Genomic DNA, 23,686 nt, shown 5'->3' on the forward strand with positions numbered 1-23,686 from the left:
TTAATTCCGTCTAATACTTCTATAAATATCAAAAAATGGCTGAATAATAATTTTTACAATGCCATCAAATTTTTCCCTTTTACCTCGCCCTAAACCAAACTTTTGATCTAAAGGCACGTCTTTTGATAACCTTAATGTTCCAAATACCCAGTCCCATAGGGCTAATACACTACCTAAGTTTTTGTGAATATTTTTCTGTTGATGATGAACTTGATGTTGTGCAGGCGATATTAATAAACGCTCTAACCAACGCCCATAACTTAAGCGAATATGGCTGTGTCTCAAGTTACCAGTAAAAGAAAATAGAATGACAACAAAGGCATTCCCACCTAATACCGAATAAAGATTAAGCCGTGCACCAAAACAAAAAACAAAGATCCCCGTCACCACACCAGCAACCAATGCATTACGTAATGCATACAGCATAATTTCTACCGGATGCAAACGATAAAAGGTCAATGGATTCAATGATTCAGCGCTATGATGTACCTGATGAAACTTCCATAACCAACGATTGGTATGCAGCCAGCGATGCAACCAATAGCGGCTAAAATCACCGAGCACGAATAAACTTAAGGTATACGCGACCATAATATCGCGATAGTACCAAGACAAAAATAAAGGCTCCGATACCGAACTCAACCAATTCAATGTCCATAGGGCAACGGTGTTCGCTGACAAGAGAACAGGCACTATAAATAATGCCTTGAATATCCAATTGAATACAAAATAACGGTAATCTAATTTTGAGTCAGCATTAAACCAATAAGCCTTTAACGTGGGCGCTGAAATTGCCCCCACTTTAAAGACATACCAACCAATAGCAATGACAGTGCTAACAATAAGGTAACCCCAGAATATGCGGCTACTGCCATTCATGAATAACGCTAAGGGTGTATCAATCGCCATCTGCATCAATTAAATTCGCCGATACGCCAATTTGACTCACTAAGTGTCTGTAAAAGGCTTTTTGAACATCTAACAATCCCTGAAATATTGGGATCATGTCATTTAAATTAAAGTTATGATCAACAGGTGTATTTTTATAAGCTTCCAATGAAGACGCTAACGCTACTTGCACAGCATGAATACCTTCTTTACCGTGCTTTTCATAAGCAATAGTCGCTACATTCGGTTGTTGATCTTCGCCTAAAAGTTGTTTATTGGTCTCTAAAATCCCACCAATAAATGCCCAAGATGCTTCACTGTATGGGTATTGTTGATGCTCAGGTTTAGTTTCACCAAGATTGGCTTTAGTTAACCCACTCACTTGTGCAATACGCCAATCTCGTGTTTTATAAATATGTTCAATCTCAGCATTCACGACTAATGACAGTCCTCTGTCTACATCGAAAAGAAACGCATCACGATTGGCTTTATAACCATCACTAATCTGCGTAAATCGTTTACACACGTTCGCTACCATGACTTCTGCAAACTCTTTTCTACGTTCAGACCATTCTCCACTGAACATGACTGAGTCAATAGCGCCCATGGTTTTATAAGAGTTTTTGTACAATGCGGTTGAAGGTTTTGAATCACGTCCTACTAAACGCTCAATGCTTTCATGAATGTTTTCATTGCCACTATGGAAGTAATCAACCATTAATGGATAGTCCATGGCATTCATATCATAATCACCAAGAATGTAACTTGCTTGGACTCGTCCCCAGCCTTCAGCCAGTTGCACAAATGCTTGGTGACGCACATCACTTGATTTGCTTTCTAAAGACGTTTGTAAATCTGCACAATATTGCACTGCGTTATCCGCATTTTGCTGAATAACATGGTCATAGATTGAAGCATAAGGGTCTTTTTCCTGTGCATTACTCAGCTGAGCATGGCTAACCAAAGGTACGCTAAGTAAACAAATAGCTGACAGGGGGGTAAAAATTTTCATAGTTGCTCCAGAAAGTGTAACAAGGCCAAACGCTCAGTTTGGTCTAGTTTAATAAATTTTGATTTAGCTATTTCAGCTTCTCCACCGTGCCAAAGAATCGCTTCTTCCGGTGTTTTCGCTCGTGCATCATGTAAAAAACGATGTTGTGCACGAACACGTGCCCCTACTCCCCATAAAGGCGCAGTACGAAATTCTCGTTCAGTTGCGAGAAACTCTGGGCGTCCATCTTGTAGTGCCTCACCCATATCGTGCAAGAGTAAATCAGAATAAGGGTGAAATTCAACTCCTTTAGTCGTCGTTAATGTTGAGCGATGGCAACCGCCACAACCGACTTCTTCAAATAATGCTTTTCCTTGACGCGCGGTAGTATCTAACGCAACAGATTGAGGTGCTTTATGATCGCGAATAAAAGAAGCAATGGCTTGTAAACGCAACATAGGTAAATCTAAACTACCCAATCTTGTTTCATCACCTCGAGGTGCAGCCAAACAATCTGCTTGTGCTGGTTGGCAAAGTTCTTCAGGGAAAAAAGGATTGGTTAGCCCTAAATCATGCGCAGCGGCATTGGCAGTTTGTCCAACAATATTCGGTGCACTGGCTTTCCAATTCATACGCCCTAATATTTTTTCAGCTTGATCGGGTGCGTTTAACCAGTTTGCACGACCACTAATACCGTCTTTATTCGTATCAAGTGGGTCTTCCCATGCAAGTATTTGTTCATTTGAAACTTGTTCTATTAATCTTAAACCCGCTAATGTAGGCGGTTGTCTTAATGCAATCACAGTGTCTTTCGCTAACGGTCCGTAGGCTAATTTATCTAAATACGGAATGAAAGTCGTTAACGTTAGTGATTGACCATCAGGATAGGTAAAAGAATGAGATTCTGTTTTTAATCTTGTTTGTGCTTCTGGTTTTACTTTGCCGTTGCCTCTGATTGACACTTGGGCACCGTAAACGGGATCAGGTACACTATCGTGCATTGGCGTATCAAGATTATTCACTAACCAACGAGATGTGTGTTTACTTGGCTGTGTTAACTTAAAAACTAAACTGCGTAATGGTTGGTTTTCGTCACTAATGGTTGGCGCACTGCCGTTATTGATATGACAACTCACACAGGTATTCGAACTAAAATGTGGGCCTAGTCCATCGCGTGCTGTTGTTGCACTGGGTGCTTCTACCCATGGGATAGTAAAAAAAGAGCGACCAAGAATATACTGGTCAAATTCGGTATCGTTCATCTTAATTTGATGAGAAAAAGGCTTACTACCAGCTGCATTAGTAAATTCATCTGCATTAGCATTGCTAGCGGTCTTGCTCGTCGTATTATTTGCACTGAGGTTCGTTTCGCTATGAACAAAATGACTCGATGCAAGAAATAAAAAAATGCCTTTGAGTGTATTTTTTACTGCCTTATTAGAATTGATTTTCATACTTCACTTTCAAAATAAATTACACTTATAGGTAACGAGAAACGCCACCAACCGATTCCGGATAGTGGCGTTTAAACTAATAACCTTACTGTATGTTATTTATGACAATAACATTGACGACAGTATCACCAGTTACATCGTTTTAAAGTTGTGTTTCTTCAGCATCAGTAACATCATTAGTTGTTAATGAAATACCGTACGCTTTAGACACAGTCACCATTTGGTCACCTAGACGACGTAATTGGTTTTTAAGCGTGACAATGTTTTGTACACTTTCTTCGTTTTCTGGACGAATCTGGTAATCAAAATGCATTGTTGTTGTTGCTAATGTGTTGATGGTCGCAATACGCGTTTCAATATCAGCCATTAATGTAGCAATTTCAGCTTGCTCTTCAGTTGATAAGTTATCAATGAAAGCTGGACCTACTTTTTTACCTTTGTATTCACCTAGTAATACGTTCTTAATGCCTTGATAGTTCAATGCAATATCACGGTGTGTATTATCAGAGAAACATGAATGCTCATCTTCTTCACTTGGCGTTAATACTGCAACAGCAATACGTTCGTTAGCTAGTTCTGATTTAGAGAATACACCAACACCTGCAAAGATTTGTTTTAACGCAGTAGATAGCTCGATATTTTTAGATGCTTGATCGCCTGTTAATTGCTCTAATAAAGCAGCACGGTAAAGACCTTTATCACCATTTACTTTATCTTCCCAAGCACTTGCTACAATTGATAAATCATCAACCATTTTTTGTGCAACAGAGCCAAGGTAAGCAAGACGACGTTCAGCTAGTTTATCTATTGTGAAGTCAGTTAATGGACGTTGACCAGCAGTCATCGCACCATTGCTGATAGTGTCTTCGATCATGTTGTTGTAATCTTGATCTTGACCCCAAAGCATGAATTCAATGGCATGGTAACCAGCTGCTACGTTTGCATCGCCGCCATTTGTATTTAGTTCACCTAATACTGCTGGTGTTAGTGTTGTTACGTCAACAGCAGTTACATCTTCACCGCCTGGTGTAAACAGTCCAACAGTATCAATAATGTTACCGCTAGTACGCTCATTGTTAGCATCAACAGTGTAATCGATCATGTTTTCATCTAAAGGCCATGAGTTAAGCTCACCTTCTACACCACCATAAGTTTCAGCTACCCAACCGTCTTCAGCGTCGATAGGACCATTTGAAAGACGGAATATTTCTGTTGTGCCGTAACTTTCACGAGAGACTAACCAAGCATCTTTAGCCGCTTGTAATGTTGCATCAGTCGGTGCTTTTACAAAAGCACTGATTGCAGTTTGTAATGTTTTTGCATCTTTCACAGCATCTGAGTAGTTAGCTGAAGCAATATTTGCATAAGTTGATAATGTCGCTAACTTATCACTCTGAGATAGACCAGTTACTGCTTCAGTCTTCGCTACCGCTTCTGTTGCTACAGCTTCTACTGCTGGCGCTTCAGTTTGCGGTACTGCTGGTTTTTCTGATTCTGAGTTACAAGCTGAAACTAATAAAGCTCCTGCGATCATCGTGCTTAACATTGTCTTTTTCACTTTTATACTCCTGGATGTACATTAAAAACGTTAGTGAGTTTTATCGTTATCAATAAAACTCATTGTGTTAATTGCTTCCTGCAACTGTATTAATTGTGTTCTGCAATTGGTGTATGTAATTTTTTAACTTTCTATATAGCTTTCTATATAACTTTTTATATCGCTTTAAGCGTGTTCAGCCGTTAGATGCGCAATAGGTTTAGACTTCTTATTTGATTGCCATTTAAGCAACAGTAATACTGCAACCCAAAAAGTACTTAATATCATCAGATCCCAACCAATCGGTTGTGAGCGATAAGCAAATAATGAAGCCAATAAATTACCTAATATTGAGCTATCACTTAAAATACTGGTCATATCCCACATGTTGCTATACATCCACGCTGGCAATTCAGTTGCGCCTAAAGGACCACTTAATAGTTTTTCTGAAGCCGCTAAAAACAAAGCTGAGCCTAAGAAAAGCAACATGATTTCAGTCACTCGGAAAAACCATTTCCATGAAATGAAGCGACCACCTAGTTGTAAGGCATAAAATAAAATCATCGCCAGTGCTAAACCAATAGCCGCTGCCATAAAGAAGCTCATGTACGATGCAAAAGAATCTAGTTGTAAAAGAGAACCGTAAAGGAACATCACTGTTTCAGATCCTTCACGCCCTACTGCTATCATCGCGAGGAAGAACACACCCCACCAATTCTTTTCACCGCTCAAGTTTGTTGCTAAGCCACTTTCAATTTCTTGCTTTAACGTTCGGCCGTGAACACGCATCCACATAACCATCTGAACAATTAATGCACTTGCAAATGCCAACATACCGATTTCAAACCAAGTACGTGCTTCGCCGCCTAAAATATCTGTCACACCAATCAATGTTAATGTGAGTAATGTTGCTAGTCCGAATCCTGCTAGTATTCCGGCAAACAACCATTTTTTCCCCGTTTTGGCATCCTGCCTATCATTCATCCAAGCATACAGAATTCCAATTACTAAGAGCGCTTCAATGCTCTCTCTGCATACGACGAATATAGTCTGACCCATTTTTTATTCCTTACCTTTTACTATAATTTTACCTAGCGTTGTTGGTGCAAAATCATCGAAGTAATCATAAGTACCAATATCTAAAGGTATGATAACGACGCTGGTTTCTGCCTTCATGAACAAGACTTTTTCTTGGCGTAACTGATTGCTTTCAAATTCAGCAGGTTTATTGCCAATATTACGAATCACGATACGGAATCTTGTTTTTTCTGGTACGACTAATTCAGCAGGAATTAAGTCACCATCTTTCATTTCTACAAGGTAAGTTTTAAGTTTGGTGTAACGGGGGTCATTCAATTCAACGCTAAAACCATCGGCGTCTTTTTGTGAACTAACTGAAGCTTCGCTTGCTGAAACGAAAGAATTAACTGAGATAACAGCAATAAAAGAGGAAATAAAAAAATCACGAACAAATTTCATTGAAAATATCCAAATATCTGGTTATAAAAGTGAGGTCTATCCCTCAACTTTGTCAATTTTATTAACATTGTGGATCATAAAGTAATAAAACATCATAAGCAATAATAACTATCATTACTATTTAAGAAATTATATTTATCTCATTGCATGCCTTCTCGAGTTAGCTTTTTGTCAAAATAGTGTTCTAAAAAATCCATCTGTTTATTTACCCTTTGTTTTTAAAAAAAGACATACGACTGAACTTGAGAATAAGTTCAATATAAATCTGTGAGGTGTCATGTTGAATTTGTGCCGTATTTTCAAATTAATGCCGAATTTTCTCTATCATTTATCTTTAAAATAATATGATGAAACATAAACCTGAAAAACCTGACTTTAATTCAGTCTTTTTTATTTCTTGCTGACCATGAATACTGATAACATACTCAACATTAATTAAGTTAAGTGTGTGTTCTCAATAACATGAATAATAGTCATTGAAATAAAACTGATATTTATAAATATTGTTATCATGATTTTTATTTAAATTAAGCTTATTAATAACGGTAATTGAATGATTATAAAGGCCTGATTCAATGGGTACATTCTCTGTTTCACCTCTTAAATTCACATATAAAAATATAACAAAAGTTAAAGGAAACATTTCATGGACAAAAATATAGAGTTCGAGAATTCGGTTAAAAAAATGCTTGAACATGTAGGTGAAGATCCAACGAGAGAAGGTCTAATAGACACCCCTTCTCGAGTAAGAAAAGCCTTTGAATTTATGTGTGGCGGTTATACTCAAGATCCAAAAGAAATTCTTCAAAAAGCGCTGTTCACTTCTACTAATGATGAAATGGTTGTTATCAAAGACATCGAGTTTTATTCTCAATGTGAGCATCACATGTTGCCAATTATTGGCAAAGTACACGTCGCTTATATCCCTAATGGTAAGGTTGTAGGCCTATCTAAAATACCTAGAGTCATCGACGTATTTGCTAGGCGCCTACAGATTCAAGAACAACTGACTGAGCAGATTTGTGATGCATTAAATGAACATCTACAGCCTAAAGGTGTTGCTGTAATGATTGATGCAAGACACATGTGTATGGAGATGCGTGGTGTTCAAAAAATCTGTTCAACGACAGTCACTTCTGCATTGAGAGGTTTATTTAAATCGAATAAAAAGACTAAAGATGAATTCTTATCAATTGTGTCGTCTTCTTTAAGAAAATAAGCTTTTTAATAAGCAATGGTAAGCCCTTTTTTTAATGTAAAGTCTGATTTACCTATAAAATAAATACAAAAAAGCCTGATATTAATCAGGCTTTTTATTCGCTTAAAACAAGTGTTTCAGCTAGCACTTTACATCAGTACGAAATATTAGAATGCAAAAGTTACATTTGCAGTAAATTCTTCATCGTCATTCGCGCTAACACTAAAACCAAACGTATCAGATAATTGAACACCTGCGTCTATCGTTGCTTCCCATTCGTTAAGGTCAGCACCTTTAAAACCATGTGCATAGCTTGGCGTAATACCAACCCAATACATACGATTAAATGTATACCGTGTCGTCGCATCAAATTTAACATAGGTAGTGTCTTCGATATCACCATCCCACAAATAACCAACACTCACTTTCGGGTAAAAGTTAAGATGATTATCCATAAAAGCAAGCTTGGCAAAGAAGCCAATAGAGGTATCATTTACATCATCGAAATCATTACCATCAGCACGGATATCTTCACTCCAACTACTATCAAAAGTAACACCTGAATTAGACTTTGCATTTAATAATAAGTAGTTTACTTCATAAAAATCTAAATCATGTTTAGCTGCAACAGTAAAACGATGTTTATAAACACCACTTAAATAACCACCGTAAGATGCAGATAAGTCAATACCTTCAGTACCACCACCAATCGTCGCACTAGAATAAACAGCGGTTGGGTCACTCATATCCACCCATGGCTGCTCTGTCCCATCTGCTGCTAATGCAGCAAAAGAAGATAAGCCAACAAATGTGCCAACCGTCGCTTTTAAGGCGCAGCTTTTTAAGACACTATTTTTTAAGGTATAGTTTTTTAAGATCATACGAATTCTCTTTTATTTCCAAATAAATAGATTAAATAAACGCTTACCACGTTTAATTAATGTGTAACGTGAGAATAATGCATCTATTTTTTGAATAGTTGCTTCAGTATCAGTGACTTTGTCTCCATTCACCATCACAGCACCATTATTTACAAATTCTCGAGCCATTTTATTCGATGCAGCTAATTCGCAACTCGTTAATAACTCAACAATAGAAGCACTTTCAGTGTCAACATCAGTAGCAGGAAGTCCATCTTGCGCTAACTGAGCTAAATCAGACTCGCTTAAACTACTTAAGTTCCCAGAAAATAATGCTTCAGTAATACGTTCTGCTGATGCTAACCCTTCCTCACCGTGCACTAAACGTGTTACTTCACGTGCTAAAATAGCTTGTCCTTGTGGACGCCCTTTAATGGTTTTATCTTTTTCTTCAATTTCTGCAATTTCTTCAATAGATAAGAAAGTGAAGTAACGTAAGAATTTATAAACATCTGCATCTAATGTTGTGATCCAGAATTGGAAGAAAGCGTAAGGCGATGTTTTAGTTGGGTCTAACCAAATTGTACCTGACTCGGTTTTACCAAATTTAGTCCCATCAGCTTTAGTTACCAACGGCATCGTAATACCAAATACTTTTTCTTGATTCATACGGCGTGTTAAATCGATACCACCCGTGATGTTCCCCCATTGATCAGAACCACCAATTTGTAGCGTACAGGCTTTTTCTTTATTTAACGCAGCAAAATCATAAGATTGTAATAACATGTAACTGAACTCAGTAAACGAAATACCAGCACCTTCACGGTCGATACGTTGTTTAACGGATTCTTTTTGGATCATAGCATTCACACTAAAGTGCTTACCTACATCACGTAAGAACGAGATGCTATCCATTTTACTAATCCAATCTAAATTATTAACAACTTCGGCAGCATTGTCTTTTTCACCAAATTCAATAAACGCACTAACTTGCTTTTTAATTGAGTCTACCCAATTTCCGACAATTTCATCACTGTTTAATTTACGTTCAGCGGCTTTAAAACTTGGGTCACCAATTAAACCTGTTGCTCCGCCCACTAATGCTAACGGCTTATGGCCCGCTTCTTGAAAACGCTTAAGAATCAATAAAGGCACTAGGCTACCAATGTGTAAACTATCAGCAGTAGGATCAAAACCACAATACAAAGTACGGCTCGCACTAGATAAATGTTCATGTAGTTCTTCATCTGCGGTTGTTTGGGCAATTAGGCCACGCGCTTTTAAATCTTCGAGTAAGGCATTCATTTACTTTTTCCTAGTTTGCTAGCAATATTAATTACACTGGATTTTACACAGTTACTTGCCACAAAAAAACCTTAGAGTGAAGATATCGCAAACAATATGTTAGCATTACATCTTTATTGATATAACAAAGAGAAAATTACATGAAAATAGGCATTATTGGAGCAATGGATGAAGAAGTTAGCATCCTAAAATCGGCAATGAATAACGTAACAACAACTAGCATTGCAGGTTGTGAGTTTTACCAAGGTGACCTTAACGGCAAACAAGTTATTTTAACAAAATCAGGTATTGGTAAAGTAGCAGCAGCCGTCGCAACGACTTTATTGTTAGAAAAGTTCTCTCCTGACACAATCATTAACACGGGTTCAGCCGGTGGTTATGATAAAAACTTAAATGTTGGAGATATTGTTATTTCAACAGAAGTAAGATTTCACGATGTAGATTTAACGGCTTTTGGTTATGAAATTGGTCAAATGGCACAATTACCGCCCGCTTTTGCAGCAACGCCTTCATTAATTGATATTGCTGAACAGGCTGCACAAACATTACCAGGCTTGAACATCATCAAAGGCCTTATTTGTACTGGTGACATCTTCATGGCTGATCCAGTAAAAGCAGAAGTAGCGCGTACTAACTTCCCAACCATGGCGGCTTGTGAAATGGAAGCTGCTGCGATTGCACAGGTTTGTTTCCAATTTTCAGTCCCGTTTGTAATTATTCGCTCACTGTCTGACATTGCAGGTAAAAAATCAGAGCTTTCTTTTGAAGAGTTCTTACCTGTTGCCGCTAAAAATGCCTCTACCTTAGTGGAAGCGATTGTAGATAGAATCAATTAATGCAGGACACATTAGCATTAATGGAACAACACAGCGTTTATTTCAGCTTTATGTTTGCTGCGCTGTGTTCGTTTTGTTTCTCATTACCTAAAGATCTTAATCCCCTTTCCGCTTTTTCACTTATTTTCAAACAAATAGCGGTTAAAGTTAACCTGCCGGAACGCAGTGACGGATATAAACGATTAGCTAGTTTACTCGCCTTTTTATTAATCTATTTTCCCATCGTCTTAATCATCAGCCAATTATATGTAGTGGCGTTTAAACCTTTTGTGATTGATATCGTAGTGATGTATAGCTTATTGTCTTGGCACGACAAAATGAACGTCTACAAGCAAATTAATAGTGACCTACGACATAATAGTTTGGCTACGGCAAAGTTATTCTTATCACCACTCACATTACGTGAAACAAAACCGTTATCTTTATTAGGCACCAATAAAGCGACCATTGAATCTCTAGTATTACATTTAACAAATGGATGGTTTGCGGTTATTTTTTGGTATCTAGTCAGTGGCCTTTATGGTGCTTTGTTTTATCAACTAATGCATATTTGTACACAACAATGGAATTGTAAATTGCCACTGTATAAAGTTTTTGGTCAACTACCCTCTTTCATTACCAGACTACTTCAATTACCTGTACATATACTCGTTAGCTTTACATTTTCTTTGTACGATAAACCGATCAAGCATCTCTTTAAAAAATTCAAGCAAAGCGTTGATTGGCATCACTTCTCTTCAGGTTTATTACTAAGTAGTTTTGCATTAAGCATTCAAACACAACTTGGTGGTGTTCGCTTATATGAATCAGAGAAAGTCACCTATGCCAGCATTGGTATTGATAGCCAACCAACGGCGGATAAAGTCAGTTTAGCTATTCAACGCTTAGGGTTAAGTGCTTGGTTTTGGTTAATTTGTATTAGCCTCTACGAATTTTTCCCGCAGATTGTTGCTTATTTTAATGGCAGTTATTAAGTCCTTGTTTTGTAATAAGTACTTTTCTAGTAACAGAAGAGACTGTTAATGTCGTTAAATAGATAAGCGATTTTCAAAGAAACAGCTCGCATTTATGACTGAATTCAAGCAGTAATACCGATTACATTAAATAAGTGATCTAAATTTTGCGCTGGAAAAATAATTTAGTTTAAGGCGTAAATTGAGCTAAATGGTTGTTCCATTTACGAAATTTACAACGAAGAAATAAGTTATTTTAACCAGTAAAATAGATCAGTTAATTAGTGTGATTGGTATAAATTCAAGCAGTAAGAACACGCCCACTTTTATTAATTAAATTGAAGCACTAATCGCTAACAAATGTATTTGGCTAACTCGAACCAGCGAACACTAATCAATAACCTCATTGAATCACTGTCTAAAAACAGCAATAAAAAAGCCCTTATCTGACAACAGATAAGGGCTTTTTAACTCATTAAGTAACAAAACTTAACGTCGTTAGAATTAAATTATTTAATTGCTAATAATTCAACTTCAAATACTAATGTAGCGTGTGGGCCGATTGCAGCACCTGCGCCACGCTCTCCGTATGCAAGATCTGCAGGGATAGCTAATTTCATTTTTCCGCCTGGAGACATTAGTTGTAATGCTTCAGTCCAACCAGCAATAACGCCACCAACTGGGAATTCAGCAGGTTGACCACGTTCAACTGAACTGTCAAATACTGTACCGTCGATTAAAGAACCGTGGTAATGAACACTTACTGTAGATTCAGCAGTTGGTTTTTCGCCTTCGCCTTCTGCAACTACTTCATATTGAAGACCAGATGCAGTAACCGTAACGCCTTCTTTCTTAGCGTTTTCAGCTAGGAATGCTTCACCAGCTGCGCCTAATACTTTAGCTTGCTCTGCAGCAGCTGCTTGCATGCGCTCAGAAATCACTTGGAAAGCTGCTTGTAGATCTTGTTGAGAAACTTTACTTTCTGCGCCAGCAAAAGCATCAGCAATACCAGCAGAAACAGCTGAGATTTCTAGACCATCAAAAGGATTAGAAGCAAGTTGCTCACCCATTTGTAAACCGATACCGTAACTTGCTTGTTGCTCTTGAGTAGTATAATCAGACATATATGTTCTCTCTTTTTAAGAATTTTTGGGTTTCCCCATCGATGTTAATTAATAATATGGGGAACAAAAATAAGATTTAAAGGGGAAATTTATAAAAAATTAAATTTTATTTAAAACAAACCTACATACTGCTCAATATCGGCTTAAATCTCTATTTAATATTGAAGTAAAACAAACACTTTGAGATAGGAATGTGTAAGAACACTTAACTGTTCATGAGAACTTCCATCAAATCAAACAGGTAAAAAGTTAATTATTTAAGTGTTTGCTTGATCCCTGCCGTCACTAAAAATACATGTTCAGATAACGCAGCCACTTTTTGGTTTAACTCGCCTAGCTTGTCAGCATAACGTCTTTGTAAAGGTGTTTCACCAATTAAACCACATCCGACTTCACCCGTTACAATAATCACATCACATTTAGCTGTCGTTAAAAAAGACAATAAAGAGGCTTGTTGTTGTTCCATTATTGTTAAGTTCTGCTGTAAAGAATTGTCTAAACATAAATACCACCCTACCCAGGTAGAAAGGCATTCAATCAACACAATATTTTCTGAGGAGTTCAATGATTGTAAAACAGATAACAAATCAACCTGTTGGTAATCTAATTCATAAGTAGAAATGGGTAACTCAAACTGTGCTTGACGACTTTGCTTATGTTTTTCAATACGTTCAATCGTTTCATCACCAAAAGCAACACTAGTGGCAATATAGGCAGGTTTTAAAGAATGAGATTTAACACGTTCAATTAACAACGTTTCTGCAGCGGCACTCTTGCCACTTCGCACACCACCAATAAACAACTGAATCATAACCACCCTTTTTAACATCAACGTAATTTTGAGACTATTTTTTGTCTCATTATTTTAAACTAAGCAACCTATTTTAACTAAACAACCTACTTAAACTAAACAATATACTTTCAATTAAATCACGTAGCTTTCAACTAAGTAGCGCAGCATAACAATGACATTAAAAACGACATATAAAAGGATTTATTATTTATTAATAAGCCCTTTTCCGCGACCTGTTTTTAGTGCCTTAGCAACATTATTACGTAGGAAATTATCAACAACACCGACGGTTCTTTTCCACTTTTCGCCAGGTCGACCAGTAAAAGAGGTGACGTGAAAGTACTCTAATCCGTTAGGTGATATTTCAGAGAAATAATAATTTGAAACACAACACCTTGCATTATCAGCAATAACAGGGCTCACTGAGTGCCAAGATTTATTATTCGTTTCCATCACAACAAGTCGATTAAATTGTGCAATGATGGTCTCAGGAACAGTCACTTTCGCATCCCATAACTCAAAGTTACCGCCATTCTCAAGCATCCACTCTGGCGTTACGTAATACAGTAAATTTAATCTACGATAGCGCTTTCTATTTCCATCATGGCTATTATCAATATGCGGATTTAAAAAGTCATTTTTAAACATCATTGAAAGCCCACCAGCATACAAAGTAGGATCACCTTCTAATGCTTTCATACCCACTAACGATGATATTTTCTCAACCACCTCAGGTAATTGAAAGGCTTTAGTAATATCACTCAATATAGCAGAGCTATTCGCTAAAGCAGCAAAGGTACTTTTTTGTTCACGGAAACTTTTACGTTTATGAAAACCATCACCTTCTTTTGGAAAAGCCATATAAATTTCATCAACTAATGCGACAGGTAATAAATTATCAATATAAAAATAATTCGTTGAGGTACCTTGATGCGTCGACCATTGTTTCAAAATAGACTCTGTTTGTTGCTCAAGCTGAGTGATGATCAGTTCTTTTATTGCTTCTAATGTCATACATCGGTATTCCAATAAGGTTTGAATATTAATAAAGCGAGAAATAATGTTAACTAACTTATCACTAACAATGACAATAACAATAGAAATTTAGATTCAAAAAATAAATCAACACCGTCATTAATAAAAAAGTATATCAGCTACTTTTCCGACACTAATTTCAACAACTTAATTTTCTATTAAGGCTAACATTCTGTCTTTAGCTTCAACCGTTTCATCGTGGCTTGCAATGGAAACAAAAAATGGATTTATTGTTGTAAAGTTTGCTTTAATGAGAGGAATACAACTAATTAAAATGTCAGCACTACGCACTCTAACTCGTTCATGAAAAGACTCCTGCAACTCTTCATTTTCAATCGCTTCAACAGCATCCCACATTTGTTGACAAATTTTATCCGTTATCGCAACTGAATCAGGGTTAGAACTTTGATCAAAACCATCCCAAGAACCTGTCGCATACTTATCATCTTCATCTAATTCTTGCTCCCCTTCCACCGTTAGAATCGAAGCTAACCATAAATCACAAGGCTCACCAAGACCTAACCAGTCTTCACTATAACCAAAGCCACTTATCGTATCATCTGTATTGTTACCAATATAAATAATGTCTTTTTCTATGGCTTCTTTAATTAAAACATCAAAATTTGTTTGTTTAAAAAATAAATCAACGATATCCATTATAAATTACCTTAATATTAACTTAATTATTCACAGGCATAACAGTAAATAGCTGAGTTATACTGAGACGAACTATTAAAACGAAAGCCACGTTAATTGACATTTACTTGATATTAAATTAATTATTCGTCTCTAATTAAACAATTGGGTAAATAAGATTGAGTAATTGAAATAAATAAGAGCATATTCAGAATTGAAAAAAGATAAGAAAGAGTCTGCAATTTAAAGCATAGATATTATGATATAGACTAAACACGCGATGTCTTATGGATGTACGAACAAAGTATTTCAGTTGAACTTATGCTGTTACATCTTCACACTATGCATCGGCTTTAAATATAGATAAATTAAGATCTTGCGGTTTACCTAACCAATATGCCATATCAGTATGATCTTTTAAGTTATTACCCGTTACTGCGTGAACAAATACTGTTAAACCATTTCGCTCATTCTCAAGCCATGGAATAAGCATATTAAAGTCATTTGAAGTGAAAATTATTTGGCAGCTCCATTTAGGATGTGGACCTATTTTTCTACGGTGAACTCGCCCCATAGATAATCCAAATAAGTGAGCTGCTTTTTCACATAGCATGGTGGCAAACGTTACAGTCTCTTGCTCAAAATAAACATGAGCATGGTACATATCATGATCGTTGACTGGAAATTTATCTACATTCATTAATTTACCTATTAATACTGTGAATATTATAATCTTAACTAAAATATTATCGCGTAGTTGTAGAAGCCACTATTTTCTGTTGTTCATCTAAATGGAAACAAGGTGTAATACTTACACATAATGTCATAAATACAAATGTCGATGTTAAAAAATTGAAGAAAGGTAATGTATTCCTTTCAACCCATTGAAGTGGATATTCAGAGGTCTTTCTTGCGTATTTCTTACCGCATTAGACTAAATAAAATAGTAAATAAAATAGTAAATAAAAGCGTGTAACAAAGCGCAACCAATCGACTCTCAAGCAAACACAATATAAGTTTGATAAATCATCAATAAAAATAACGTTATCACTAAAAAACAAATGACATAGTAGATAAAAATCAATCTAAACTTGATTTACAAAGAGCGACCATCTATGCCCTTTAAACTTTTGGTTCAGGTAATACCGGTGGTGTACTATCCATATAAGTCAGAAAATTTGACCATATTTCATGTGTTCTTTGCTTGGTTAATTTAGTTTTACAATTCAAAGACATAACGCCTCTAATACTGCCGTCTCGCCACATAGTATAAATAGAACTACAATGTGCCTCAATATAGACGCCCCATGCCTGTTGAGCGTTATCAATAGCCGCAATCAACTCTTTATCGTCGCTATTTCTTTCTTTACTTTTAGCTAAGTAAGCTGTCATTTCGAGTTCTGCTTTGCTCAACTCAACGCCTGCACAGTAATTGATATCCAACGTGCTGATCATGTTATTACAATCAATTTCATCGCTCACCGCAAAACTTGAGTAGATGGCAAACATCAAGAAAATAAATTTATTCATTTAAACCTCGTATTAATTTACAAGCGACATACTTCGGAAAATATCCCAAGCTTCTTTTGATTTACCTACAATAACAACCATAAAATCCCGCCATACATAGCAAGATTACACACTATCGCAGTGGTGTATCCTTTTTCACCTTTTCGGTACCAATTCCCTAAAGAGAAAGATCGATTACATTGCATTTTCAATTGAAAAATAGACATATTTTCATTTTTTTTAACATGCTGTCCAAATAAAAACACCCGCTTAACCAATACCAACATTAATAAATTAACGTTAAGAAGCAGAAATATAATAACTAAAGCAAACTTAAGACTCTCTTCCATACACGTCCTTATAACAGTTAATTAAATAACTCAAAATAATTGACTAAATCAACAGTATTTTAAAAATTAAACTCGCATAATTTATATGTTTTATTATGCATTTTTATGACTATAAAACATTAATTTCTCTCTTTTAGAGTCGAACTACAACTGAGCGAGCACCAGTATCTCAACAAGCTAATTTAGCTATTTTTAAATATTTCTTTGAAAGAATCGGTTTAGAATAATGAACTTCTGATAATGGGTTAGTAAATAAGTGTCGGCCCGAATTCTTAATAAAAATTTGGTACCTAGTATTTGGAAAGAAATCAAATTCAATAGAGTGATTATTTATTACTTGGATATTATCGAGTGTTCCAGACACATATTCGAGGCCAAGATCAATCTTATCTATACACTTAAGATCATGACTTATTAGCGTCAAATGCAACTGTTCTTCAAACGCACAATTATCAGTCGAGAATAAAAGAAAAGATCCATCCTCTAATTTATATTGCTTCTCAATGATGACTCCTGAAATAGTTAAAGAAACTCTTTTTTCCTCAAATTCTAATTGATAGTTTTCTTTAATATTTTCTTTTAAATTAAATTTTTCTATTTCTTGTATAAGAAACTCAAACAACATTGATTTTTATTTGTCATTTTATAAATGTATCATAAGTGCATTTTTTACACCTAATACAAAATGAAATCATCAATAATGATTAGCTTTGATTAATGTAATCTCTAAAAGCGACCTATGGGCTTAACAGTTGGATTTACAGTAATGTTTCGCCTTATTGTTGCTTTAAAAACAATAGTGATTCACATTACTCCTCATATATAACGACATTTAAAGGTGTAATAATATTTTTAAATTAAACATTGCACCTTGTTACCGTTGGAGCGTCTTATATGTGCATGCTTTATTAAGACATTAACAACAACTTTACATGAATGCTTTATGCAGATGTTCTACGTTAATATTTTACCTTAAGAATAGAAGAGTGAATTATGATAATTTTGCACGGTTTTGCCGCTAGTAACTATTACAATCTAGTGAAACATGTACTTCTCTATAAACAATTACCATTTCAAGAAAATCTCCTTTACGCAGGCAGCAAAGAGTTATTAGCCATTAGCCCAGTAGGTAAAGTGCCCGCTATCACGACACCCGAAGGTTTAAATATTTCAGAGTCGAGCGTGATTTGTGACTTTTTAGAAGAGACTTACCCTGATATTCAACTCTACCCTGAAAATAGTGGCGAACGTGCTGTTGTGCGTCAAATAATGAAAATAGCAGAGCTTTACTTTGAATTGCCAAGTAGACGCTTTATACCTTATGCCTTTTCTGGTACTGAAGCACCTGAGCCGGTTAAAGCAGAAATACGCCAAGTATTAAAACGTGGTATTACCGCATTAAGTCATTTATCTCAATTTTCACCATGGATTGCAGGTGAGCAATTTACAATGGCCGATATCTACGTTTATTACGTTAATAGCATTGTCAGTAAGTTTGCATCTAGCCAACTTGAATGGGATGTACTGGCAGAGATTCCAGGAATGGCAGAATGGAATGAGTCTATGAGTCACTCACCCATTGCTCAAAAGATTGAAGCAGATCGTTTAACAAATATTCCCGAATTTATTAAAAAAGTAACCGCTCAAATTAGAGCTTCAAAAGCTAAGCAGTAATTGTTGATGCACTAAAAACGAAAATAAAATGATTCTTTTCGGTGTTTTTCAAGACAGTTGGCACTCATTAGCTCATCCAAAAAAACATAATCAATATAAAAATAATTGGTTAATAACTTACTTATTTGTAGGAGAAAATCGAAATGACAAATACCAATATTCAACTGACTTCAACTATCAGCGAAGACAATAAATTAACACTTGCCTTACAAGACATCGACATGCCACAACCTAATGCCGATGAAGTGGTTATTCGCATTGAAGCGGCACCCTTAAACCCATCAGACTTAGGTGTTCTATTTAGCGCTGCCGACCTATCAACAGCAGTTCAATCTGGCACAGAAAATAGCCCAGTTGTTACCGCAGATGTGCCAGCTCAGTTTATGCCTTCGCTTAAAGCGCGTGTCGGTAAAGCAACGCCTGTCGGCAATGAAGGGGCTGGAACAGTAGTCGCCGCCGGATCATCACCTGCGGCACAAGCATTAATGGGTAAAGTGGTTGCAGTAATTGGCGGAGGTAGTTATCGCCAATATCATTGCGCCAATATACAAAATTGTCTCGAATTAAAAGAAGGCACAACGGCTAAGCAAGGCGCATCGTCTTTTGTTAACCCACTTACCGCGTTAGCAATGGTTGAAACGACGCGAGCAGAAGGCCATAAAGCGATTATTCATGCAGCCGCAGCCTCTAACCTTGGAAAAATATTAAACCGTATTTGTATTGCCGACGGTATTGATTTAATTAATATTGTGCGTAAACCAGAACAAGAAGCATTGTTACGTGATATGGGTGCTAAATACATTGTCAACTCAAGTAGTGAGTCTTTCCTTGATGACTTAACAGCAGCAATTATTGAAACAGGTGCGACGATTGCGTTTGATCCGATTGGGGGTGGACAGTTAACCAGTGACATTATTAACTGTATGGAAGTAGCCGCAGCCAAAAACATGAAAGAGCACTCTATTTATGGTTCTGACACATTCAAACAAGTTTACATTTATGGTGCGTTAAATCGTGGTCCCATTACAATAAATCGTAACTTTGGTTTTGCTTGGGGTGTGAATGGATTCTTATTATTCAATGCGCTTGGTAAATTAGGCTCTGAAACCATCGTTGCAATGCGCAAACGTGTGGCTGATGAAATTACGACGACTTTTGCAAGTCACTATACACATGAAGTGTCATTGTCAGAGGCATTGAAATTACAGTCAATAGCTGCTTATTCTAAACAAGCAACAGGTGAAAAATACCTCATTACACCTCAAAAATAACGTGTGCGAGAAATATTTAAAACACCGCCTCTTAACTGACTAAGCGTTAACGTATATAAAAGCAGATATTGATGATGGTATCTGCTTTTTTATTGTCAGGAGCACTCATGAGCTCATTTATTTTCCTTGTCATGTTTTATTTCCTTAATCGTATTTTTTACTCATTTATCATTAAATCCAAGTTATTATTTTAACTGACGTTATTTACACTGATAAGCTCGCCAGAAAAAACCTACCACGACCTCTAGATTGTTAAATCTGATAGCGGAATAAACAACTAAACAACTTCTGATATAAAACCTTTTGATATAAAACCATGACCTTTCTCATCAAAAAAATACATACGCTCGTTGCCATTTAAAATAAAATTGAAGGTTCAGTTGAGCAAGAAAATAGGAGAGAAAACTAAGCTTTAAAGATAAAGGTTAACAACCCGAATTAATAACTTAACTTGCTCAATCGTTAACTTTAGCTATCTCGCTACTGTATAATGAAAAACATAACCTCATAATTTTAAATGCAATTATCCTTTCATTAACTAGAATCAAGGTTAAATAGAAAATAAGTCCCTCAATTCAAGTGATTTAAAAAAACAACTACATATACCCGTTACCATCCAAGATGAAAAATTCAGCAAACATTGAGGTGAACAAACTCTGCGTTGCAACCTTCAATAAGGACTAGCTATTGTCATCATGTTGCGTCTTGATTTAGATTTTCAGTCCAAGCTAACGACTAAACAAAGCACCTTAAACGATAACGGGGATAGAAAAATGATGTGTACGATTTCAATGCAAACATTTGTGATTCTTGCACCATATTAATGCAACTTTATTCAATAATGCGGTTGTTTTATGGTCAAAACAGCACTAAATTAGCGGCGTTGTTATGTGGGGTATTGAATATTAATTATTGGTCTAATTATTGCTATTTATTCTTTAATTATTAATAGTTTATTGTTTCTCATTTATTGTTTATTAGATTCAAATAATAAGTGCATAATTTGGATAGGTAGAAAAAGTGGAAATGATGAAGAATTGTTTAAACGACTTCAAACATTCAAAGTGCATTAATTTATCCTTAGTTTTTTATTCTCGAACATATAATTAGGCTCCTTATGTCTACAAAATCAGCTCAACACTCATTGTTTGAAGATGCTCAAGGCATATTGATAGGTACTCTTCTTGCGGCTCTTGGCATTACGTTTTTCAAATCAACGGGGTTGCTTATTGGTGGTACCGCAGGTTTAGCCTTCTTAGGGCAATATGCATCTTCATATTCATTTAGTGATGTGTTTTTTGTTATCAACTTACCCTTTTATTATTTGTCATATCGACAACTTGGCTTAGCTTTTACATTAAAAACCTTTATTTCTGTGTTTCTCTTGTCTATTTTTGTTGAGTACGCTCCTTCTTTCATGCAATTTGAATTTTTGGATCCGATATATGCAGCGTTCATTGGTGGGTTATTAGTTGGATCTGGTTTACTGGGGTTATTTAGACACCAAGCTAGCTTAGGAGGATTAACTATTCTCGCCCAATACTTAGCTAAACAATATGGAATATCTATTGGTAAATTTCAAATGGCGGTGGATTGTGTCGTTCTTATTCTTGCCATATTCATTGTAGATTGGAATGCTATCGCGTTATCAATCGTCGGTGCTATTTCTTATAACTTAATACTGGTTATAAACCATAAACCAGGCCGTTATAGTGCAAGATAACTGTGTTAATGATGAGTAATAAACACATAAATATAGTTTGTGTAGATATATACCCGTTACCATTCAATGTGTAAAATTCAGCAAACGGTGAAGTAAACACATTCTAGGCAGAAAGAGGAAGATCTAACGCGTTAAATCGACACTTTCTAACAACGTTTTCTAAAAACGAAGGTGTTGATTTCACAGCTTGCTCTTTGGGTCGTTAGCTTAAAAAAACCAACTCTACGTTGCAACCTTCAATAAGGACTCGCCATTGTCATCATGTTACGCCTTGACTTGGAGTCCAAGCTAACAACCGAACAAAGTACCTTTAAACGGTAACGGGTAGAATTAACTTAACTAATAAAGCAGAAGTGAAGTGTCTCTATCAATGAACTATTAAACCAGTCATTGATGATGGACAAACAAAAAACAGTCTTCATAGATACACATCCGCTATTAAGTTTTACTCAGAAACGTTAAGTACAATTTAACCCACATGCGCCTTTTTCAAAAACGTATCTTGCGCTTTATTTATCTCTTCCAATGGAAAAGTAGCTGCGACGATTGGCTTAATTTTATCTTGTTCAATCCAGTTTACTAAACTTTTAAAGACTTCAGGTTCAAGCACTGTACATCCAAAAAAACTTAAATCTTTTAGGTAAAGAGTCCTAACATCCAGTTCCATCAAAGCGCCACCAATCGCGCCAGATACAGCATATCGCCCTTTAGGCTTTAATGCCTCTAACAATTGTGGACACTGCTTTCCAGCAACAAGATCAATGACTACATCAACACTATTTTCGCCCAATACTTCAGATAAATTAGCGTCTCTGGTAATGACCTGATCGACTCCTAAATCTAACAATTGTTGATTTTTACTTGGGCTAGTGACAGCAATAACGTAAGCCCCGCACGCTTTTGCAAGTTGAATGGCAGCAGAGCCAACCCCACCTGATGCCCCCGTGATCAGCACCTTATCTTTTGATGTTACTTGAGATCGCACCATCATATTTTCTGCCGTTGAATATGAACAAGGAAAAGACGCCAATTCAATATCAGACAATATGCTTTTTATTTCGTAAGCATGTTTTGAGGCAACTACCGTATATTCTGCAATATCCACCATCACACTCAGAACCAAAGTACCAAGGTGAATCAAGTGTTTGACCACCAGCTTCCTTAAGACAAGGCTCTATTAAAACACGCTCGCCGATACGCTCTTTACTAATTCCATCGCCCACAGCAACAATGGTTCCACAAACATCAGCACCTTGAATACGCGGGAAATTCAGCTTATTACCGGACCAACTCGAACTTAAATCGTTTTCATCTCCTTTTGAATACCAACCAATACGCGTATTAATATCAGTATTATTAACGCCAGCAGCAGACACCTTGATCAACACGTCATTAGCTTGTGGTGTGGGACCCGTAATGTCACGACTATATTGTTGCATATCAATGTCACCATATCCGATAAGCTCAATGCCCTTCATTGTTTTAGGAATATTAACCATTATTTATTTGTCTCCATAAGTTGTGAAATAGCTTTTTTAGCTGACGTTATTGCTTCTTTCCCTAAGACAGGCCAAGCATTAGAGACACCTTCATGTAATAGAAAAAGTTGTGTCGCGAGATCTTCTCGTTGGCTTTGCTGACCGATAAAAATACGAACATCTCGTTTATGAGCTTTAACCGCACTCGTTATATCCGCATTATCAGGAAAAGCAGAAATTGCATTGATAGACAAACAACCATGGGGTGCAAACTCCGTCATCCACTGTTCAAGTTTATTAAAAATATGCAGAATGGCGTCAATACCACTAGTAGGTGATTTATTTTGTAGAAAAGCAATATATCGTTGATGTCTATAGTTTAATGCAGCAACTATCATCATCTCTTTGGAAGGGTAATATTTGTATAAGGTGCGTAAACTAACATTACAAGCCGCTTTTAATTGAGCGACACTTGGCTCTGCAAACCCATATTGACTGAACTCTTTTTCAAGAGAGGCCGTGATTTTCTCTTTAAGCATAAATGAAACTCTTTAGTAGAATGATTACTCTACCAAAGAGTAGAGCGATCATT

23 protein-coding genes and 1 pseudogene are annotated in these 23,686 nt (G+C 36.3%); 6 read left to right on the top strand and 18 right to left on the bottom strand.

Going from position 1 to position 23,686, the window contains the following annotated elements; genetic code table 11:
• The 6 genes from SP041_RS11430 to SP041_RS11455 form a co-directional block, all read right to left on the bottom strand.
• Window positions 1–909: a sterol desaturase family protein gene (locus SP041_RS11430; RefSeq protein WP_037048056.1), complete on the bottom strand. Its 909-nt coding sequence runs from the start codon at window positions 907–909 to the stop codon at window positions 1–3.
• Complete coding sequence (locus tag SP041_RS11435; protein WP_025563050.1) at window positions 899–1,900, bottom strand: hypothetical protein; 1,002 nt, start codon at window positions 1,898–1,900, stop codon at window positions 899–901. The genes SP041_RS11430 and SP041_RS11435 overlap by 11 nt, the downstream gene beginning before the upstream one ends.
• Complete coding sequence (locus SP041_RS11440) at window positions 1,897–3,333, bottom strand: di-heme oxidoredictase family protein (RefSeq protein WP_025563051.1); 1,437 nt, start codon at window positions 3,331–3,333, stop codon at window positions 1,897–1,899. The genes SP041_RS11435 and SP041_RS11440 overlap by 4 nt, the downstream gene beginning before the upstream one ends.
• A gap of 142 nt (window positions 3,334–3,475) precedes the next feature.
• Entirely contained in the window at window positions 3,476–4,891 is a 1,416-nt protein-coding gene (locus SP041_RS11445) for an imelysin family protein (protein ID WP_205961193.1), read from the bottom strand.
• A gap of 165 nt (window positions 4,892–5,056) precedes the next feature.
• Window positions 5,057–5,929 carry an FTR1 family protein gene (locus tag SP041_RS11450; protein ID WP_025563053.1) on the bottom strand — a complete coding sequence of 291 codons (873 nt, stop codon included), beginning with the start codon at window positions 5,927–5,929 and terminating at the stop codon, window positions 5,057–5,059.
• A 3-nt stretch (window positions 5,930–5,932) separates the two neighbouring features.
• Window positions 5,933–6,349: a cupredoxin domain-containing protein gene (locus SP041_RS11455; RefSeq protein WP_025563054.1), complete on the bottom strand. Its 417-nt coding sequence runs from the start codon at window positions 6,347–6,349 to the stop codon at window positions 5,933–5,935.
• A 646-nt stretch (window positions 6,350–6,995) separates the two neighbouring features.
• Between SP041_RS11455 and folE the strand changes: the two genes are divergently transcribed.
• Window positions 6,996–7,568, top strand: coding sequence for a GTP cyclohydrolase I FolE (gene folE / locus SP041_RS11460; protein WP_025563056.1), 573 nt, complete (start codon window positions 6,996–6,998; stop codon window positions 7,566–7,568).
• Window positions 7,569–7,714: 146 nt separating this feature from the next.
• Here the strand turns inward: folE and SP041_RS11465 are convergent, their stop codons facing one another.
• Together SP041_RS11465 and tyrS are read right to left on the bottom strand one after the other, a co-directional pair.
• Window positions 7,715–8,428 (bottom strand): hypothetical protein, encoded by a 714-nt coding sequence (locus SP041_RS11465; protein WP_025563057.1) that lies wholly within the window; start codon window positions 8,426–8,428, stop codon window positions 7,715–7,717.
• 12 nt (window positions 8,429–8,440) lie between these two features.
• Entirely contained in the window at window positions 8,441–9,712 is a 1,272-nt protein-coding gene (gene tyrS, locus SP041_RS11470; RefSeq protein ID WP_025563058.1) for a tyrosine--tRNA ligase, read from the bottom strand.
• A gap of 140 nt (window positions 9,713–9,852) precedes the next feature.
• Between tyrS and mtnN the strand changes: the two genes are divergently transcribed.
• Both mtnN and SP041_RS11480 read left to right on the top strand, forming a co-directional pair.
• Window positions 9,853–10,548, top strand: a complete 696-nt coding sequence (mtnN, locus tag SP041_RS11475; RefSeq protein WP_025563060.1) for a 5'-methylthioadenosine/S-adenosylhomocysteine nucleosidase — start codon at window positions 9,853–9,855, stop codon at window positions 10,546–10,548.
• Window positions 10,548–11,522, top strand: coding sequence for a cobalamin biosynthesis protein (locus SP041_RS11480; RefSeq protein ID WP_025563061.1), 975 nt, complete (start codon window positions 10,548–10,550; stop codon window positions 11,520–11,522). Before mtnN ends, SP041_RS11480 begins: the two co-directional genes overlap by 1 nt.
• Before the next feature lie 488 nt (window positions 11,523–12,010).
• Here SP041_RS11480 and SP041_RS11485 read toward each other — a convergent pair whose 3' ends face one another.
• The 8 genes from SP041_RS11485 to SP041_RS11520 all read right to left on the bottom strand — a co-directional run bounded on the left by SP041_RS11485 (window position 12,011) and on the right by SP041_RS11520 (window position 17,573).
• Window positions 12,011–12,625: an FKBP-type peptidyl-prolyl cis-trans isomerase gene (locus SP041_RS11485; RefSeq protein WP_137297819.1), complete on the bottom strand. Its 615-nt coding sequence runs from the start codon at window positions 12,623–12,625 to the stop codon at window positions 12,011–12,013.
• A 253-nt stretch (window positions 12,626–12,878) separates the two neighbouring features.
• Window positions 12,879–13,436 carry a bifunctional adenosylcobinamide kinase/adenosylcobinamide-phosphate guanylyltransferase gene (locus tag SP041_RS11490; RefSeq protein ID WP_170968545.1) on the bottom strand — a complete coding sequence of 186 codons (558 nt, stop codon included), beginning with the start codon at window positions 13,434–13,436 and terminating at the stop codon, window positions 12,879–12,881.
• A 186-nt stretch (window positions 13,437–13,622) separates the two neighbouring features.
• On the bottom strand, window positions 13,623–14,432 hold the full coding sequence (locus SP041_RS11495) for a 2OG-Fe(II) oxygenase (protein ID WP_137297821.1): 810 nt from the start codon (window positions 14,430–14,432) through the stop codon (window positions 13,623–13,625).
• A gap of 168 nt (window positions 14,433–14,600) precedes the next feature.
• Window positions 14,601–15,110, bottom strand: a complete 510-nt coding sequence (locus SP041_RS11500; RefSeq protein WP_137297822.1) for a hypothetical protein — start codon at window positions 15,108–15,110, stop codon at window positions 14,601–14,603.
• A 319-nt stretch (window positions 15,111–15,429) separates the two neighbouring features.
• A complete protein-coding gene (locus SP041_RS11505; protein WP_137297823.1) occupies window positions 15,430–15,789 on the bottom strand; it encodes a DOPA 4,5-dioxygenase family protein in 360 nt (119 codons plus the stop codon).
• Window positions 15,790–16,211: 422 nt separating this feature from the next.
• The gene (locus tag SP041_RS11510; protein ID WP_137297824.1) at window positions 16,212–16,619 is read right to left on the bottom strand and encodes a lysozyme inhibitor LprI family protein; all 408 of its coding nucleotides are present in this window, start codon (window positions 16,617–16,619) and stop codon (window positions 16,212–16,214) included.
• A 65-nt stretch (window positions 16,620–16,684) separates the two neighbouring features.
• A complete protein-coding gene (locus SP041_RS11515) occupies window positions 16,685–16,948 on the bottom strand; it encodes a hypothetical protein (protein WP_137297825.1) in 264 nt (87 codons plus the stop codon).
• Window positions 16,949–17,117: 169 nt separating this feature from the next.
• Complete coding sequence (locus tag SP041_RS11520; RefSeq protein WP_137297826.1) at window positions 17,118–17,573, bottom strand: hypothetical protein; 456 nt, start codon at window positions 17,571–17,573, stop codon at window positions 17,118–17,120.
• 368 nt (window positions 17,574–17,941) lie between these two features.
• Between SP041_RS11520 and SP041_RS11525 the strand changes: the two genes are divergently transcribed.
• The 3 genes from SP041_RS11525 to SP041_RS11535 all read left to right on the top strand — a co-directional run bounded on the left by SP041_RS11525 (window position 17,942) and on the right by SP041_RS11535 (window position 21,616).
• On the top strand, window positions 17,942–18,622 hold the full coding sequence (locus tag SP041_RS11525) for a glutathione S-transferase family protein (RefSeq protein WP_137297827.1): 681 nt from the start codon (window positions 17,942–17,944) through the stop codon (window positions 18,620–18,622).
• Window positions 18,623–18,765: 143 nt separating this feature from the next.
• Window positions 18,766–19,893 (top strand): zinc-binding dehydrogenase, encoded by a 1,128-nt coding sequence (locus SP041_RS11530; protein WP_137297828.1) that lies wholly within the window; start codon window positions 18,766–18,768, stop codon window positions 19,891–19,893.
• 1,117 nt (window positions 19,894–21,010) lie between these two features.
• A complete protein-coding gene (locus SP041_RS11535) occupies window positions 21,011–21,616 on the top strand; it encodes a YitT family protein (RefSeq protein ID WP_137297829.1) in 606 nt (201 codons plus the stop codon).
• A gap of 469 nt (window positions 21,617–22,085) precedes the next feature.
• Here SP041_RS11535 and SP041_RS11540 read toward each other — a convergent pair.
• A pseudogene (locus tag SP041_RS11540) lies at window positions 22,086–23,115 on the bottom strand (alcohol dehydrogenase family protein).
• A complete protein-coding gene (locus SP041_RS11545; RefSeq protein ID WP_025562653.1) occupies window positions 23,115–23,633 on the bottom strand; it encodes a TetR/AcrR family transcriptional regulator in 519 nt (172 codons plus the stop codon). The pseudogene SP041_RS11540 and the gene SP041_RS11545 overlap by 1 nt, the downstream one beginning before the upstream one ends.
• Between the last annotated feature and the right edge of the window lie 53 nt (window positions 23,634–23,686).

It is taken from the genome of Psychromonas sp. SP041 (assembly GCF_000470315.2).
In the GTDB taxonomy this organism is placed as follows: Bacteria; Pseudomonadota; Gammaproteobacteria; order Enterobacterales; family Psychromonadaceae; genus Psychromonas.